The organism is Paraburkholderia aromaticivorans (genome assembly GCF_012689525.1).
Classification (GTDB): domain Bacteria; phylum Pseudomonadota; class Gammaproteobacteria; order Burkholderiales; family Burkholderiaceae; genus Paraburkholderia; species Paraburkholderia aromaticivorans_A.
In genome coordinates, this window is the sequence record NZ_CP051515.1 from 2,044,854 (window position 1) to 2,060,310 (window position 15,457).

10 protein-coding genes are annotated in these 15,457 nt (G+C 65.5%); 1 reads left to right on the forward strand and 9 read right to left on the reverse strand.

Translation table 11 applies throughout. From position 1 onward, the window contains the following. Positions 1-5: 5 nt before the first annotated feature. The 9 genes from HF916_RS20980 to HF916_RS21020 form a co-directional block, all read right to left on the reverse strand. Positions 6-650 carry a DUF4136 domain-containing protein gene (locus HF916_RS20980; protein WP_168790745.1) on the reverse strand — a complete coding sequence of 215 codons (645 nt, stop codon included), beginning with the start codon at positions 648-650 and terminating at the stop codon, positions 6-8. Then, positions 647-3,130: a CHASE2 domain-containing protein gene (locus HF916_RS20985; RefSeq protein WP_168790746.1), complete on the reverse strand. Its 2,484-nt coding sequence runs from the start codon at positions 3,128-3,130 to the stop codon at positions 647-649. Before HF916_RS20985 ends, HF916_RS20980 begins: the two co-directional genes overlap by 4 nt. A gap of 66 nt (positions 3,131-3,196) precedes the next feature. Continuing rightward, complete coding sequence (locus tag HF916_RS20990) at positions 3,197-4,651, reverse strand: FecR domain-containing protein (RefSeq protein WP_168790747.1); 1,455 nt, start codon at positions 4,649-4,651, stop codon at positions 3,197-3,199. Then, positions 4,648-5,385, reverse strand: coding sequence for a response regulator transcription factor (locus HF916_RS20995; RefSeq protein WP_168790748.1), 738 nt, complete (start codon positions 5,383-5,385; stop codon positions 4,648-4,650). Before HF916_RS20995 ends, HF916_RS20990 begins: the two co-directional genes overlap by 4 nt. Positions 5,386-6,231: 846 nt before the next feature. Further along, entirely contained in the window at positions 6,232-6,852 is a 621-nt protein-coding gene (locus HF916_RS21000) for a septal ring lytic transglycosylase RlpA family protein (protein ID WP_168790749.1), read from the reverse strand. 99 nt (positions 6,853-6,951) lie between these two features. Continuing rightward, complete coding sequence (locus HF916_RS21005) at positions 6,952-7,749, reverse strand: peptidoglycan DD-metalloendopeptidase family protein (protein WP_168790750.1); 798 nt, start codon at positions 7,747-7,749, stop codon at positions 6,952-6,954. Between the two features lie 73 nt (positions 7,750-7,822). Continuing rightward, on the reverse strand, positions 7,823-8,071 hold the full coding sequence (locus HF916_RS21010; protein WP_168790751.1) for a hypothetical protein: 249 nt from the start codon (positions 8,069-8,071) through the stop codon (positions 7,823-7,825). A 240-nt stretch (positions 8,072-8,311) separates the two neighbouring features. Continuing rightward, complete coding sequence (locus HF916_RS21015) at positions 8,312-11,779, reverse strand: DEAD/DEAH box helicase (RefSeq protein ID WP_168790752.1); 3,468 nt, start codon at positions 11,777-11,779, stop codon at positions 8,312-8,314. Positions 11,780-11,903: 124 nt separating this feature from the next. Further along, positions 11,904-12,686: a DeoR/GlpR family DNA-binding transcription regulator gene (locus tag HF916_RS21020; protein ID WP_168790753.1), complete on the reverse strand. Its 783-nt coding sequence runs from the start codon at positions 12,684-12,686 to the stop codon at positions 11,904-11,906. 274 nt (positions 12,687-12,960) lie between these two features. On the opposite strand from HF916_RS21020, the gene HF916_RS21025 reads away from it, so the two are divergent. Then, positions 12,961-15,456, forward strand: coding sequence for a GcvT family protein (locus HF916_RS21025; RefSeq protein WP_168790754.1), 2,496 nt, complete (start codon positions 12,961-12,963; stop codon positions 15,454-15,456). Position 15,457: the final 1 nt, after the last annotated feature.

Genomic DNA, 15,457 nt, shown 5'->3' on the forward strand with positions numbered 1-15,457 from the left:
GCGCGTTACGGCTGAAGCGGCTTGACCGACATCACTGCCGGCACGCCGCCAGTTTCGTCGGCGCGCAATTTCACGCGCCAATCGGGCGGCGCATCGAAGGGAATCCTGGCCAGCGCGCTTTTGACGAGCGTCGGCATGGCATGCAGCGGATCCGCGTCGCGGTCGCTGCTCACCGCGCTGACTTTGTAGACCTCCTGTCCGCTCGCGCGCTCGAAAAACCGCAGCGTCAGCGCATGCTGGTACGCGGGACCGCCGAACAGCGAGAACGGTGTTTCGGGCGGCCGGGCACACTCGCCCGACGTACAGCCTTTTTCACCGACACCGATCGTCGCCGGCCGCGTGTCGTAGGCAACCGAGAGCAGATAACGCGCGGGCTGCCCCGTCGTTTCAACGAAGCCCTGCTTCGTCAGCTCTTCCGCCAATAAGCGTTCGAATTGCGGATGATCCGCGCTGGCCTCTTGCGACGGCATGCGCGCGATCGTGTAAGTCCGTTCGCCTTGCAGCGCGGCGGCCGCGTTCGCGGCATCGGCAGTATGCACATCGGCGCTCGGGCCCGCGCAACCGGTAAGACTCGCCGCGGCCAGCGCGGCACAGATCAGGATTGCTTTCACCATCTTCTCGCTTCGATAAGGTGCGTGTTCATACGTCATGTGCGCGGTGTGAGGGAGGCGCCCGATTGTGCGTCTTCGAGCACCGGCAGGCAGATCGTAAACGCCGTGCCCTGGCCGGGCTCGCTGGCCACCTCGACATCGCCACCATGGCGCGTGACGACTGTCTTGACGAAGGCCATGCCGAGCCCCGCGCCGCCCACTTCCGGCCGCTCGGTTTCGTGAAACCGCCGGAAGCGCTCGAATAGCCCCGCCTGCTGCTCCTTCGGAATGCCGTAGCCCTGATCGCGAATCGTGCACGACACACGCCTGGCCGCGCCCGGCACGCCCTTCGGCGTCAGGCTCGCCAGGCTGCACACGATCCGCGTATCCGGCGGACTGTACTTGACCGCGTTGTTCAGAATGTTGACGAGCGCGCGCGTCATTAGCGAACGGTCGGCGCAGATCCAGTGGCCGTCGTCGGCTGCGTCGGCAGCGCCAGTCTCCGCGTGCAGCTTGATGCGTTTGGCGTGCGCCTGCGGCCAGACTTCGTCGCTCGCGTCGATCAGCAACTCGGCCAGGCTCACCGGTTCGAGCACATAGGTTTGCGATTCGGCGCGCGCCAGTTGCACGAAGTCGTCGGCCAGCGTGAGCGCGCGCTGCGCGTAGCGTTCGATGCGCTCCAGCAAGCCGCGCGCGAGTACCGGCTCGCGCCGGGCACGCTCGATCTCCACCAGCGCGAGAATCGACGCCTGCGGCGAACGCATGTCGTGCGAGAGGAGCCGCAGCGCGTCTTCCCGCTGACGCTCGGCCGCATGCAAGGCCGACACGTCGACGAGGCCCGCGATCCAGCCGGTGGTCTCGCCCTGCTCGTTGGTGCAGTTCGCGTAGCGCAGCAAATGGTCGCGCTCGTGGGCGTCGCGCACCTCGACGCCGTGCGCCATCAGCGCGGCGAAATCGTGGCGCGCCGGATCGAGCGGCGCCGGCCAATGCGTCCGAGCGAGCAGATTGTTTTCGGCATCCGACGCCGCATCGGTGTCGATCGTCTTCACGAGCGTCAGTCCGCCCAGCACGGCCTGCATCGAACGGCCTTCGGGCAGCGGCGCGCCGAGGCGCGCGAAATGCGCCTTGGCGGCGTGGTTGGCGATCAGCACGACGCCGCGCACGTCGCTGACGAGGATCGGCTCGGGCATGCTGTCGAGGCTGTCCCACACGAAACGCTTCATGTCCTGCACGCGTTGCGCGGCCTGCGCCATCAGCGCCATATGCTGCTCCAGCACGTCGCCGCCGAACTCGCGGCGGCGCTGCGGCGTTTCGGGCAGCAGATGGGGTTCGTCGGCGAGGCGTTGCAGTTCTCCGCGCAGATAGGCCATCGTCATTTCGAGGCGCCGCCAGTTCCAGATCGGATAGACGGCCACGAGACCCACGATCGCCGGCACCGGCGACATCCAGAGCCGCGCGCCGTACAGCAACGCCGCGCTGCCGGCCGCCGCGAGCAGACACAGTGCGCCGGTCAGCAGCAACGAACGGCGCGGCGACAGTACAAGAAATCCGGCCAGCAACGCGGCAAGCGGCACGAGCGACACCGCGAACAGAATCCACGGATAGACCGGCTCGATCTCGCTGCCGGTGAGCAGCGTGTCGAGTACGTTTGCGTGGATATACACGCCGGGCAGCGGACCGAGTTCGCCGGACACCGGCGTCGCGAAGCGGTCGTACAAGCCGGACGCGGTCACGCCGATCAGCACGATGCGGCCGCGCAACTGCTCCGGCGTCACGTCGCCGGCGAGCACGCGCGCGAAACTCAGCTTCGTGTAGTTCTGCGCGTTCGGACCGAATGGGATCAGGAAACGGCCTTCGCCGCCGTCGTCGTCGGCGGCTTCGGTCAAGGGGTGGCTGCGTTGCCCGCCGTTCAGATGGAGCGAGCCGTGCTCCACCGCCTGGGCGACCGGCACCATCAATTGCGGCCAGCGCGAATCGGCGTCGTCCTCGTACCGCGCGACGCTGCGCACGATGCCGTCACTGTCGACTTCGAGATCGATATGGCCGAGCCCCGCCGCCGCATGCGCGAGCGGCGCCACCGGTTCGACCACGACGCGGCGCCCGCGCTCATCGGGCGCGGTGAGCAATACCGGCAAATAGGTCGGACTCAGCGCGATGGCACGGGCGAGTTCGGCGTCTTGCGGATTGGCTTCGGTGAACAGCACGTCGTAGATCACCGCGGCGGGCTTTGCGCTGGCGATCTGTTCGAGCAGCTTCGCGTGAACACTGCGCGGCCACGGCCAGCGGCCGAGTTGCGCGATGCTCGCATTGTCGATTTCGACCACCACGATATCGCGCAACAAAGGAGGCGCATGCAGGCTCAGAAAGCGGTCGTAGACCAGTTGATCGACGCTCGCACTCAAACGGCCGAGCGAACTGAGCAGAATCACCACGAGGCCGAGACAGCCGATGCCCACCCATTCGATCAGGAAGCGGCGGCCGGCGCGCCGTCCGAGACGGGCGCGCGGATCGAGGCTCAGGCGCGTAGGTGTGGTCGGCAAAGGGTTGCTTGGTTCGAAGCCAGAAAGCGGGCGGATGCGTGGCTCAGCCCCGTGAATCTACCAGCGTCAGCGCGCAAGCGTAAACGAGCGCACCGCGCTGCTCTTTTCATAGAAGCGGTCGTTCTCGAACTGCTCGGCGACGATCGTCCAGTAATAGACGCCGGCGGGCAGATCGCTCACGACCAGTTGACCGCCCGACAGATCGGTGCGATCCACGAGCGGATGTCGCAGATCGGCGGTGGTCGCCAGCACGAAACGGAAGCGTGTCTCGACCGTGGCGCGGCTGACGAACCAGCGGAATTCATAGTCGCGGCTGCCGGCCCGCTGCGTCGCCGACGCGGCCAATCCGAACTGGCGGCGTTCGAATGCGTACACCTGCGGCAGGCCTTCGAGACCGTGGGCGTCGATCGCGGCGATACGTACGAAATAGGTGCCGTCGGCCAGGTCGCCGAAATCCGCGTGTGGCTCGCTCACGCGCTGGTCGCGGATCAGGTCGAGTTGGTCGGCGTCGCGCGCGATCTGCACGCGATAGCTCACGGCACGGTCGGCCGGCACGAGATCGAAAGCGACCGTTTTGCCGTCCTGCACCTTGGCCGGCTGAGTGAGCGCCGACGCGGGCAGCAATTCGACCGGGCCGCCGATCGTGCCGCCCGCCCGCGTCACACTGCCGAAGCGCGCCTTCACGAGTAGCGCGGAGGCCTGCAGCGGCACGCCGGGCAGCGGCGCCGAGGCACGGCCGCCGAGCGCGGCCGGGTCGACGCCGACTGCGCCGTCCAGCACTTCCACCGCGGTGGTTCGCGCGTCGCCGTCGTAGGCGACCTTGAAGCGCGTGCCGCGCACGCCCGCCACAACCGACGGCGAGCGGATCTGGAAGCGGTCGTCCTTTTTCGTCGCGTGTGTGACCTGGCTTTCGACTTCGCCGTTGCGCAGTTCGAGCATGCGATCGCCGGCGCCGGTCAGCGTGGTGCGCCGCAGCGTGCCGATATCCAGCAGGCCGTTCTGCCCCACCGTGACGTGCGAGCCGTCCGGCAATTCCAGCGTCACAAAACCATTGTCCCCGGTGCGCACGCGGTCGCCTTCGCCGAGCGTCGTGCCTTCGGCGAGCGGCACGTAGGGGTTCTTGCCGAACGCGTGCTCGGCCGGTCCGCTGGTCGCGATCACGCGGGCCGATTCCTGTTCCTGTTTGAGCTTGTCGGCGGGCAGAAGCAAGGCGATGCCGGCCGGCATGCGGCGTGGCGCGGGCACATGATTCAGGCGGCTCAGCACGGCCCAATCATTCGGGTCGCGCATATAGCGGCCGGCGATATCGTAGAGCGTGTCGCCTTCGTGGGTCAGATACGAGACGTATACCGGCGTGGCGGCTTTCGCACGTGGCTTCGGCGCGCGCGACGATTGTGTGGACGCCGACACCGGCGCGAAACAGGTCATCGCGAGCAGGCCGGCTGCCGCCAGCCATGCGCCACTGCGGCGGCCCGGCGAAACCAGGGTGCCGCGCGCTGCCCCATCGACGGAAACCGTCACGCCTCCCCCGCTTCAGGGCGTTCGCCGGCTGGTGCCGGCGGCGCGGCGGAATCGATTCGCTCCAGCCGGTAGCCATAGCCGTAAATCGGCGTCAGCCGATAGCCCTGCTCCGGGCGCAAACCGAGCTTGCTGCGCAGCATCGACACGTGGGTGTCCATGGTGCGCGACGGAATGTCGGTCGCCTGCTTCCAGATCACGTCGAGAATATGCGCACGCGACAGCGGCCGGCTCAGATGCTGGAACAGCAGGAGCGCGAGTTCGAACTCCTTCTGCGTGACGGCGACCGTCGTGCCGCGCACCACCACGTGCTTGGCGCCCAGATCGAATTCGAATTCGCCGAAGACTTCCTTCGCCGCGGGCGGCTTGAGGTGGTACGCGCGGCGCAAGAGTGAGCCGACGCGCGCCAGCAAGACCGCGGCGGACACCGGTTTGACGACATAGTCGTCCGCGCCTGTGTTGAGAATCGACGTGATGTCGGTTTCGCGGCCGCGGCTCGTCATGAACAGCACCGGCAGGCGCTCCGAGAGGCTTTCGCGCACCCAGCGCAGCACCTCTTCGCCCGACATGTCGGGCACGTTCCAGTCGAGCACCAGCAGATCGAACGTCTGGCGCCGCAACTGCCGCACCAGTTCGCGGCCCGCACCGTACGCGTGACAGATATGGCCCGCCGCCGACAGCGTTTGGCAAACAAGGTCGGCCTGAGCCGAATCGTCATCCAGGACAGCAATTCTCATAAAACCCCGCAACGCGACATCCTTCGTAACTGGTGGCCGGCTAGCCGGCAGATGACCGGGATGACGGCGTGAGCGCCGACGATCCGGCTTCCAATTTCATCTTCGGCTGCACATTTTTCGACGAGTGGTCCTTTGCCTTGCGCCCTGTTCAGGCCTGCCGCCGCCGTCTCGATAGGAAGACACGCGATTCGCTTTATGGCGTGAGGTATCGAGGGGGAAGGCCATCATAATCGAAAAACGGCCGCTGTTTTCCGAATGCGATTAAGCCGCTATCCGATCCGGCTATGCGACGCCATTTATTGGTATCGACCGCACGAGTCGTAGTTCGGGTCGGCTGATCTCGCTCGCACGGTGAATGGCCCGTTCGCCGTTGTCTTTCCAGGCCGCGTCCTGCATTCAGCTCGTGGTGATTTGACAATTTGCGAGTCAGTATAGGAACAGTCTCAAAATAAATCGTTTAAAGATTGTTAAACCGCGAGGCTCGCGATCCGGACAAAAAATGCGGCGTGGCCTCAATCCGAAGCCGACGCCGCTCAAAACATCACACGCTCGCAGGGGTCCAGCCGCACGAGTGAAGTCAAATTAGCCTGTCAGAAAATCGACCTCAAGATGAAAGAACTGCTTTTGTAACTGACAGCGAGGTAGTTATTACGTAGGACGTAATCCGCGCGGGAGGGAAACCTTGCGCCATATGCGCTGAAAATCGTATGAATTGAAACGTCCGCAACCGGGAATTTACATACGCAGAGATTTTGTTACAGTCGACGCGGTTGTCGGAGTATGACGGCAGCCTTTAATCAATCGGCCACATGTTCGGCCTTCACTCTTTCGTAGTCACAGTCGGCGTCAGGCGGCGGCTTCCAGGCAGCGGCGTGCCGTCGCGACGCGTTCCACCGTGACCTGCGCTTTACCTGCCGAACCGAAGCCGAGCGCCTGCGCGGCGGCATACGACAGATCGATGATCCGTCCGCGCACGAACGGCCCACGATCGTTGATGCGAACGATCACCGAGCGCGCGCCGCCGAGCGCCGTCACCCGTACGCATGCGCCCAACGGCAAGGTGCGATGCGCCGCGGTGAACGCGTGCATGTCGTAGCGCTCGCCGCTCGCGGTGCGGCGTCCGTTGAACTGCTTGCCGTACCAACTCGCCATACCGGTTTGCCGGAGCGTGTTGCCGCATGCGCAGGCGGGCGTGGACGATGCGGCATCGTCGTTCGCCACTGGATTGGGCGGCGGCTCGTCACTCGCGGTGTCTGATGCGCGCGATGCGTCGATGTCGCCGGTTTGCGCCGCGTCCTGTGTTGCACTTTGCCCGTTGCGTGCGGCGGCAGCACTGCCGCTCAGCGAATCGCGACCGGTGCCCGGTTGTGCACATCCGGCCAGCGCGAGCAGCGCGCCGAGCAGCAAGACTGGCAAGACTGCGGACGTGCGCCGGCCCGCCGCAAAGCAATGTAAATAGAAAGTCATAGGCATCACGTCGCGCGACGCACTGCCTGCAGCAGGCTCCGCGTCGCGTTCGAGTTCAAGGTCACTACAGATGAGCGGCGAGGCCGCGAGCGCGCCGCGTTACTGGCGTTTCGGGAGGTACTCGAGCGGATCGACGGGTTTGCCGTCCGCGCGCACTTCGAAGCGCAGCGACGCCTGGCCTTTGTCGTCCGCGCCCATTTCGGCGATCACCTCGCCTGCCTTGACGTCCGTGCCTTCCTTGACGAGCAGCGCGCGGTTGTTGCCGTACGCCGTCAACAGATGGGCGTCGTGCTTGAGGATGATCAGCTTGCCGTACGCCGCAATGCGCCCGCCCGCGTAGACCACCCGGCCGCCCGACGCCGCCCGCACCGGTTCGCCGACGCGCCCGCCCACCACGATCCCTTTCGTCTTGCCCGATACGAACGGCGCGGTCACCAGACCGCTCACCGGCCACGCGAGTCGTGCTTTTGCGGACGCAGGCTCGCTCGGGCTATCCGCGAAGATTGCGCGCGCTTGCGCGAGTGAATTCGATGGCGCGCTGGCTGCGGCCGAGGCGCCGGCAACTAGCGGTGGCGCTACGCGCAGCACCTGACCGGCGCGCAGGCCGTCCGCGGGCGACAAGTGGTTCCACTGCGTGATCGCCGAAGGCTCGCGACCGAACGCCTTGGCGACGCCGATCTGCGTGTCGCCGGGATTGACGCGGTAGAAACCGGCAGGGACTTGCAAAGTCGGCACCGGTGCAGGCAAAGATGCAGGCGCGGGCGGCGGTGCTTCGTCAACATGGGTCGGACGTGCCGGCGGCGCGGGCAGCGCGCAACTCGTCAAGGACGCGGCCAGCAGCCACGCGAACAGCATGGAAGAGCCCGATTTGGCATAGCGGGACAAACAGGTTTTCATCGGGGAGATCCGGGTAAATCGAACCGGGCCGGCGACCTACGCCGGCCCGCATCTTCACATCGTCGGGCGATGCTTACGGCTTGACCGGCGCCGCGTCGTCATTCGACGAAGCGGCTTGCGCGCCGCCAACAGCCGACGCCGCCTGATGGCGATGCGCGTGCTTGTGATGCTTCTTCTTGTGGTGATGCTTCGCAGCCGACGCCGAGGCTTCCTGCGTAGCCACGCCTGCTTGCGACGATGCGTCGACCGGCGTGGATGCCTGGGCGAATGCGCCGATCGAGAACAGACCCGCGACCGTAACGGCGAAAATGTGCTTCTTCATGGACGGTATTTCCTTAACGAACTGCGTTGACTGACCGCTTCACGGTCGCGTGTTCAACGAGTGTCAGGACAAAGCGTTGACGGCATCGCCGGGAACAGAGCGTTCCTTGACGATTTGTCACGTTTGCGCTCACGGCAGCATCGAATCTGGAGATATTTGAGCGCCCGCGAACGGGCGCGACGTCGCGCGGCGCGGCATGCGCGCCGGACGTTTCAAGATGGTTTTCTGGATTGCCGGTTCCTACCGGCCGCCTTCGATTTCGGGCATCGGCGCGAACAGCGCGTCGAGATCGTCGTCCGAGAATTTGGCGGCGCCGGCGGCGTCTTCGGAAAGAATGCTGTCGGCGAGCCCGGCCTTCTGCTCCTGCAACTCAACGATCTTTTCCTCGATGCTGCCCGCCGCGATCAGCTTGTAGACGAACACCGGCTTGTCCTGCCCCAGCCGATGCGCGCGATCGGTCGCCTGATTCTCGGCGGCAGGGTTCCACCATGGATCGTAGTGGATCACGGTGTCGGCGGCGGTCAGGTTCAGGCCGACGCCGCCCGCCTTCAGGCTGATCAGGAACAGCGGCACCTCGCCCTTCTGAAAACGCTCGACCGGCGTGACGCGATCCGTCGTGTCGCCGGTGAGAACCACGTAGGGAATCGCGGCTTCTTTGAGCGCTTCCGCGATCAGCGACAACATGCCGGTGAACTGCGAGAACAGCAACACGCGGCGCCCTTCCTCGATCAGTTCCGGCAGCATCGACAGAAGCAGATCGAGCTTGGCCGAACGCATGGCGCGTGCGCCCTTCTCCACCTTACCCATCCGGTCAGGTTTTTCCGGAACGTCCCCCGCCTCGCTGGCCGCCTTGAGCGTTCTGACGAGTCGCGGATCGCAGCACACCTGGCGCAGCTTCAGCAATGCGTCGAGCACGATGATATGACTGCGCGCGAGACCCTGCGCGCTGACGGCGGCGCGCACTTTCTCCTGCATCGCCGTGCGCACGGTTTCGTAGAGATCGCGCTGTGCGCCTTCCAGGTCCACCGAGCACAGGATCGTGGTCTTGGCCGGCAACTCCTTGGCGACCTCGTCCTTGCGACGGCGCAGCATGAACGGCCGGATGCGGCGCGCCAGCAACGCGCGGCGCACGCCGTCGCCATTCTTCTCAATCGGATTGCGCCAGCGTTTGGTGAAGTCTTTCTGGCTGCCGAGAAAACCCGGCAACAGAAAATCGAATTGCGACCACAGCTCGCCGAGATGATTCTCCAGCGGCGTGCCCGTCAAACACAGCCGATGCCGCGCGCGCAGCCCGCGAATCGCCTGCGCGGCTTTGGTGCTGGCGTTCTTCACGTACTGCGCTTCGTCGAGAATCAACAGGTGATACTCATGCTCGGCGAGCACCTTCTGATCGCGCCATAACAGCGCATACGTGGTCAGAATCAGTTCGTGTTCGCCGATCTGTTCGAAGCGCTCCTTGCGCTGCGGACCGTTAAGCACCAGCACTTTCAGTTCGGGCGCGAAGCGGCGCGCTTCCTCGCGCCAGTTGTGCACGAGCGTGGTCGGCACGACGATCAGCGCCGGCCGTGTCAGACGCCCCGCTTCTTTTTCCACGAGGATATGCGCGAGCGTCTGCACGGTCTTGCCCAGCCCCATGTCGTCGGCGAGCACGCCGGCGAGGTTCTGTTCGCGCAGAAACTGCATCCAGTTCAAGCCTTGGTGCTGATAGGTCCGCAGTTCGGCCTTCAGCCCGCGCGGCACCTGGACTTCACGCAGACCCGGCCCGGCTTGCAGACGCTGCGCGAGTTGGCGGATCGAATCGTCGCCGCGGAACTGCCAGCGGCCCGTGCCGTTCAGCGCTTCCAGCCGGCCGGCATCGACGGATGCCACGCGCAGCGGCGCACCGTCCGCAAGCGAGCCGCCGAGTGCGTCGAACAGATCGACCAGCACGCGCACCACCGGCTTCAAACGATCGGCGCGCAAGCGCAGACGTTTGTTCTCTTCGGTCTTCAGCTCGATCGGTTCATCGTCGGCGATGGCTTCGAGCGCGCCGCCCAGCCAGCGCCGGTCGCGCCGGAACAGATCGGCGAGCAGCGGTTCGAGCCGCACGTTGCGCTCGCCGATGCGGATGCCCATCTCCAGATCGAACCAGCCGTCGCCGGCCTGATGCGCGGTGCCTTCGATCGCGTCGATCTCGATCACGTTGTAGCGGAACTCGGGCGCCATCGTCACGCGCCAGCCTTTGCTCACGAGTTCCGGCACCGCGTCGTTGACGAACGCGGACCACGCCTCGGCATCGGGCAAGCCGAGCATGGTGTCGGGCAGCAGGCGCGATGCGTAAACCCGGCTGGTCGGCACCTTCTGCAAACCGGTCTTGCGCAGTTCGAGCAGACGCTTTTTCTCGGCCTCGTAACGGCGCCGTATGTGAATGACGTCGCCGCCCGGCATCGGCACGAGCGTCACGCTGCTGTCCACGTTGATGCTCACGCCGTCGTAATCGAAACTCACGCCGGCGAGCTCGACCGCCGCGGATTGACGCAGCCCCGCCTTGCTCGTCGACGACGGCAGCGCGTGACTATTGAGCGAGAGCACCGGCACGGGATCGACGTCGATCACGCGAATCGCGGACGCGTCGTGCGTGGGCGGCAGCGGCAACTCGGGCGCGATCTCGCGCAGCACCGAAGCGACCAGCGGCGCTTCGGCGAGCGAGATCGGCGGCATGGCGAGGTAATCGGGCAACTGCTGGAATGGCAGCGACGACTGGACGATGCCCGCCTCATTCGCAACGCCGTCCACATACCAGACCGGTTCGGTCGGCAGCACCATGCTGGCGCGCGGCTCGGTGCAGAGCACGGGCCGCAGACGCTCGTCGGCGAGCGGTTCCCATTCGATCCGGCCGGGCCGGTCGGCGCCGCGCGACAGCGCGGCCGGTCCGGCCTCGCCGGGCGCGGGCTTGAAGTCGAAGAACAGCCGCCCCGTCGCGATCAGTTTTTGCAGCATCTCCGCGCCGCTCGTGCCGCGCAGAATGAACTGGCCGAAGTCTTCACGGGAGCGGCCGAGCCAGAGGCCGCGCAGGATCGACAGGTCTTCGTCGGAGACGAACTTCGGCTGCTTGAGGAGCGCCGCTTCCACATTGCCCCACGCTTCGTCGACTGAGACGACCGCGCCGGCAGCATTGCAGCGCGCGCGGTACAGCACCACCTCGTGGCGCTTGTGGAAGCTGGACCAGTTCAGCTGGTACGCGAGCGTCTGCGTGCGCGGCGCGCTCGCCTTCTGCGCGTCGGCATCGGCGGCCTCGGCACGGGCGCGAAAACGTTCGAGCCAACTGACCAGTTCGGGCCGCACGCCTGACGGTTGCCCCATGTGCCCCATGTGCGCAATCCGCTTCTGCGGCAGATCGCCCGCGGTCTCACCGTTGTCCAGTTCGACCTGGGTGATATGGTCCATCTCGTCGTGGTACTCGAGCTCGGCGAACAGCAGCGCGGCGACGTGCTTGCAGTTGCGGCCAACCGGACACGTGCAGTCGCCCTGCGCCCAGGGTGAACCGCCATCGGTACGGAACCGTACCCGCGTCTTGTACGGAAGCGGCCGGGTGCCCTGCACATCGCCGCTGAGCGTGGCGCCGTTCCATTTCACGTTGGTGACGGCGCCGACCGAGCGCGCCTTGGCGACGGTGTGGTCCCCGAGCCATTCTGCAATCCGTTCCCGATCAAAGAAAACTGACGACATCAGCGTCCAATCCTATTCAAGCCGGCTTGGGCAAGCGCGCGGACAGAATCAGCCCGACAGAGCGCGGATGGCGCCGGCCGGTGAATGTCTGTGCGGCATCGATTGCCTGTGGTAACCGGCCATTTTACGCGTTGGACGAAATGGGTTGTGTGCCCACCTCCACATCCACCCCCGCCGCCGCGAACACCTGAGCCAATGCGGGCGCCGGTGCTTCATCCGTCACCAGCAGATCGACCGCATCCGCGCCGAACGCGTGCACCAGCGCGCTGTGGCCGAATTTCGCGTGATCCGCCGCAACCATGCGCCGTTCTGCCTGGGCGAAGGCCGCCTGCGAAAACGCCGCATCGGCGGGCAGTGCGTCCATGAAACGCCCCTGCATGTCGATCGCGGTGACCGAGACGATCGCGTAGCGCACGTGAAACTGCCGCAGGAAAGCCAGCACGCTGTCGCCGACCGCGGCGCAATCGTCCGGCCGCAACTCGCCGCCCGCGATGAACACCCGGTTGCCATTGCGCGGCGCCAGCACGCGCGCGACTTCGATGGAAGGGGTCACGACCGTGAGCCGCGAGCGGGCGGCGAGCGCCTGCGCAATATGCAGACAGGTCGTGCCGCCCTCGAGGATCAGCGAATCGCCGTCCCGCACCAGTTCGCCGATGCGCGCGCCGATTGCCCGCTTGCCCTCCAGGCTCGCCGTCATGCGCCGCTGGAACGGCGGCTCGTCGAGACGCTCGGGCAGCATGATGCCGCCGTGAACCTTGATCAGCAGGCCGTCCGCGATGAGCGGCTTGATGTTGCGGCGGATGGTCTCGTCGGACACGTCGAAACGGCTGGCGAGATCCGTGATCGTGCAGGTGCGCTGCTCGCGGACGAGTCGCAGGATTTCGGCTTGGCGCTGGTTGGAGAACATGGGGATTGGGGGGGCGATGATTCATTGGAGTCTAGCAAAAGACACGGTTTGGCGGGTTGGATAGCCACACGTTTCCAACTAAAACCACATTTTAGTGGTGGTCGCGGCGAGTCCTCTTCTTCTGAAACATGGCTGCGGTGGGACTGCCTCATTCTGAAACATGATCATGTGACCACCGCATGACGCCGCCGCAATCACAACAGGGCTGCATGTCCGTTGCATTCTGTGTCTTTTTGCGGCAACCTACACACACTTCATCCACGCATTTCCACACATGTCCACATTCATTCCCACCCACGCTCGCGTCGTCATCGTCGGCGGCGGGATCATCGGCTGCTCGGTCGCCTATCATCTGACGAAACTGGGCTGGACCGATGTGGTCTTGCTCGAACAGGGCCAGTTGTCGTGCGGCACGACCTGGCATGCGGCCGGGCTCGTCGGCCAGTTGCGCGCCCAGGAGAGCATGACGAAGCTGATCCGCTATTCGACCGCGCTGTACGCCGAACTCGAAGCCGATACCGGCCTCGCCACCGGCTGGAAGCAATGCGGCTCACTCTCGGTCGCGCGCACGGCCGAGCGGATGACGCAACTCAAACGCACCGCCGCCGTCGCGCGCGCTTACGGCGTGGCCTGCGACGTGATCGGCCCGCGCGAAGCCGGCGACCTGTGGCCGGTCATGCGCACCGACGACCTGCTCGGCGCCGTCTGGCTGCCCGGCGACGGCAAGGCGAATCCCACCGATCTGACCCAGGCTCTAGCCCGCGGCGCCCGTCAGCGCGGCGCGCGCATCGTCGAAAACACCCGCGTCACGGCGATCCACACGCGCAGCGCGCAAGACGGCAAGTCGAGCGGCGCGCGCGAAGTCAGCGGTCTCGCGTGGCGCTACAAGGACGGCGAGGAAGGCACACTCGGCGCGGACATCGTCGTGAATTGCGCGGGCCAGTGGGCCAAAGCCGTCGGGCGTCTGTGCGGCGTGACCGTGCCGCTGCATTCGGCCGAGCACTACTACATCGTCACGGAACGGATTGCCGGCGTGCATCCGGATCTGCCGGTGATGCGCGACCCGGACGGCTTCATCTACTTCAAGGAAGAAGTGGGCGGCCTCGTGATGGGCGGCTTCGAGCCGGATGCGAAACCGTGGGGCATGAACGGCATCCCCGAGAATTTCGAGTTTCAACTGCTGCCGGACGATTGGGATCAGTTCGAAATCCTGATGGAAAACGCGCTGCAGCGCGTGCCCGCTCTCGAGACGGCGCAGGTGCGGCAGTTCTATAACGGCCCTGAATCGTTCACGCCGGACAACAACTTCATGCTGGGCGAAGCGCCCGAACTACGGCGCTTTTTCGTCGGCGCGGGTTTCAATTCGATGGGGATCGCGTCGGCGGGCGGCGCCGGCATGGCGCTCGCGGAATGGATCGTCGCGGGCGAGCCGACCATGGATCTGTGGCCGGTCGATATTCGCCGCTTCGCGCGCTTCAACGGCAACGACACGTGGCTGCACGATCGCGTGAAGGAAACGCTCGGCCTGCATTACGCCATGCCGTGGCCGAATCGCGAACTCGACAGCGCGCGGCCGTTTCGCCGATCACCGCTGTATTCGCTGCTGCGTGACGAAGGCGCGTGTTTCGGCAGCAAGATGGGCTGGGAGCGCGCCAACTTTTTCGCGCCTTCGCCGGCAGAGGCCAAGATCGACTACGCCTTTGGCCAGCAGAACTGGTTGCCCTGGAGCGGCGCCGAACACCGCGCGTGCCGCGAAGGCGTCGCGCTGTTCGACATGACGTCGTTCTCCAAATTTCTCGTCAAGGGACGCGACGCGCAAAGCGTGCTGCAAGGCATCGTCGCCAACGACGTGGACGTGCCGACCGGCAGCACCGTCTACACCGCCATGCTCAACGAGCGCGGCGGCTATGAATCGGACTTCACGCTCACGCGCCTCGCCGACGATCAATACCTGCTCGTCACCGGCACCGCGCAAACCACGCGCGACTTCGACACCATCGAAAAGGCCATTCCGCACGACAAACACTGCATGCTCGTCGACGTCACCGGCCAATATGCCGTGCTCGCCGTGATGGGCCCACGTTCGCGCGAACTGCTGCAAAGCGTGTCGAAAGCGGATTGGAGCAACGAAGCGTTCGGCTTCGGCCAGAGCCGCGAGGTCGATCTCGGCTACGCGACGGTGCGAGCCACGCGCCTCACCTACGTCGGCGAACTCGGTTGGGAACTTTACGTGCCGGTGGAATTCGCGGTCGGCGTGTACGAGACGCTGCATGCAGCGGGCAAAGCGTTCGGCCTCGTCAACGCGGGCTACTACGCGATCGACTCCTTGCGCATCGAGAAAGGTTATCGCGCATGGGGCCGTGAGCTCACGCCGGATACGAACCCGTTCGAAGCGAGTCTGTCGTTCGCCTGCAAGCTCGACAAGGACATTGCGTTTCGCGGCCGCGACGCGCTGCTGACATTGCGCGCCGAACCGCTGCGCAGACGCATGGTCGTGCTGACCGCCGACGGCGCCGTGGATCGCATGCTATGGGGCGGCGAAGCGATTCTGCGCGACGGCAAGCCGGTGGGCTTCGTGAGTTCGGCGGCGTTCGGCCACACGCTCGGCTGTCCGGTGGCAATGGGCTACGTGAACAATCCCGACGGCGCAGCGGATGTCGCGTATCTGAACAGCGGCAGCTATGCGATCGACGTCGCCGGCGAACTGCTGCCGGCAACGCTGCATCTGAAGGCGCCTTACGATCCGCGTTCGGAACGCGTGAAGCGCTAAA

What these genes read in the sequence shown, in the direction of transcription:
- HF916_RS21010 (WP_168790751.1), bottom strand. Translation starts at nt 8,071, where the DNA reads ATGAAGAAGCACATTTTCGCCGTTACGGTCGCGGGTCTGTTCTCGATC.
- HF916_RS21000 (WP_168790749.1), bottom strand. Translation starts at nt 6,852, where the DNA reads ATGACTTTCTATTTACATTGCTTTGCGGCGGGCCGGCGCACGTCCGCA.
- HF916_RS21020 (WP_168790753.1), bottom strand. Translation starts at nt 12,686, where the DNA reads ATGTTCTCCAACCAGCGCCAAGCCGAAATCCTGCGACTCGTCCGCGAG.
- HF916_RS21005 (WP_168790750.1), bottom strand. Translation starts at nt 7,749, where the DNA reads ATGAAAACCTGTTTGTCCCGCTATGCCAAATCGGGCTCTTCCATGCTG.
- HF916_RS20995 (WP_168790748.1), bottom strand. Translation starts at nt 5,385, where the DNA reads ATGAGAATTGCTGTCCTGGATGACGATTCGGCTCAGGCCGACCTTGTT.
- HF916_RS21015 (WP_168790752.1), bottom strand. Translation starts at nt 11,779, where the DNA reads ATGTCGTCAGTTTTCTTTGATCGGGAACGGATTGCAGAATGGCTCGGG.
- HF916_RS20980 (WP_168790745.1), bottom strand. Translation starts at nt 650, where the DNA reads ATGACGTATGAACACGCACCTTATCGAAGCGAGAAGATGGTGAAAGCA.
- HF916_RS21025 (WP_168790754.1), top strand. Translation starts at nt 12,961, where the DNA reads ATGTCCACATTCATTCCCACCCACGCTCGCGTCGTCATCGTCGGCGGC.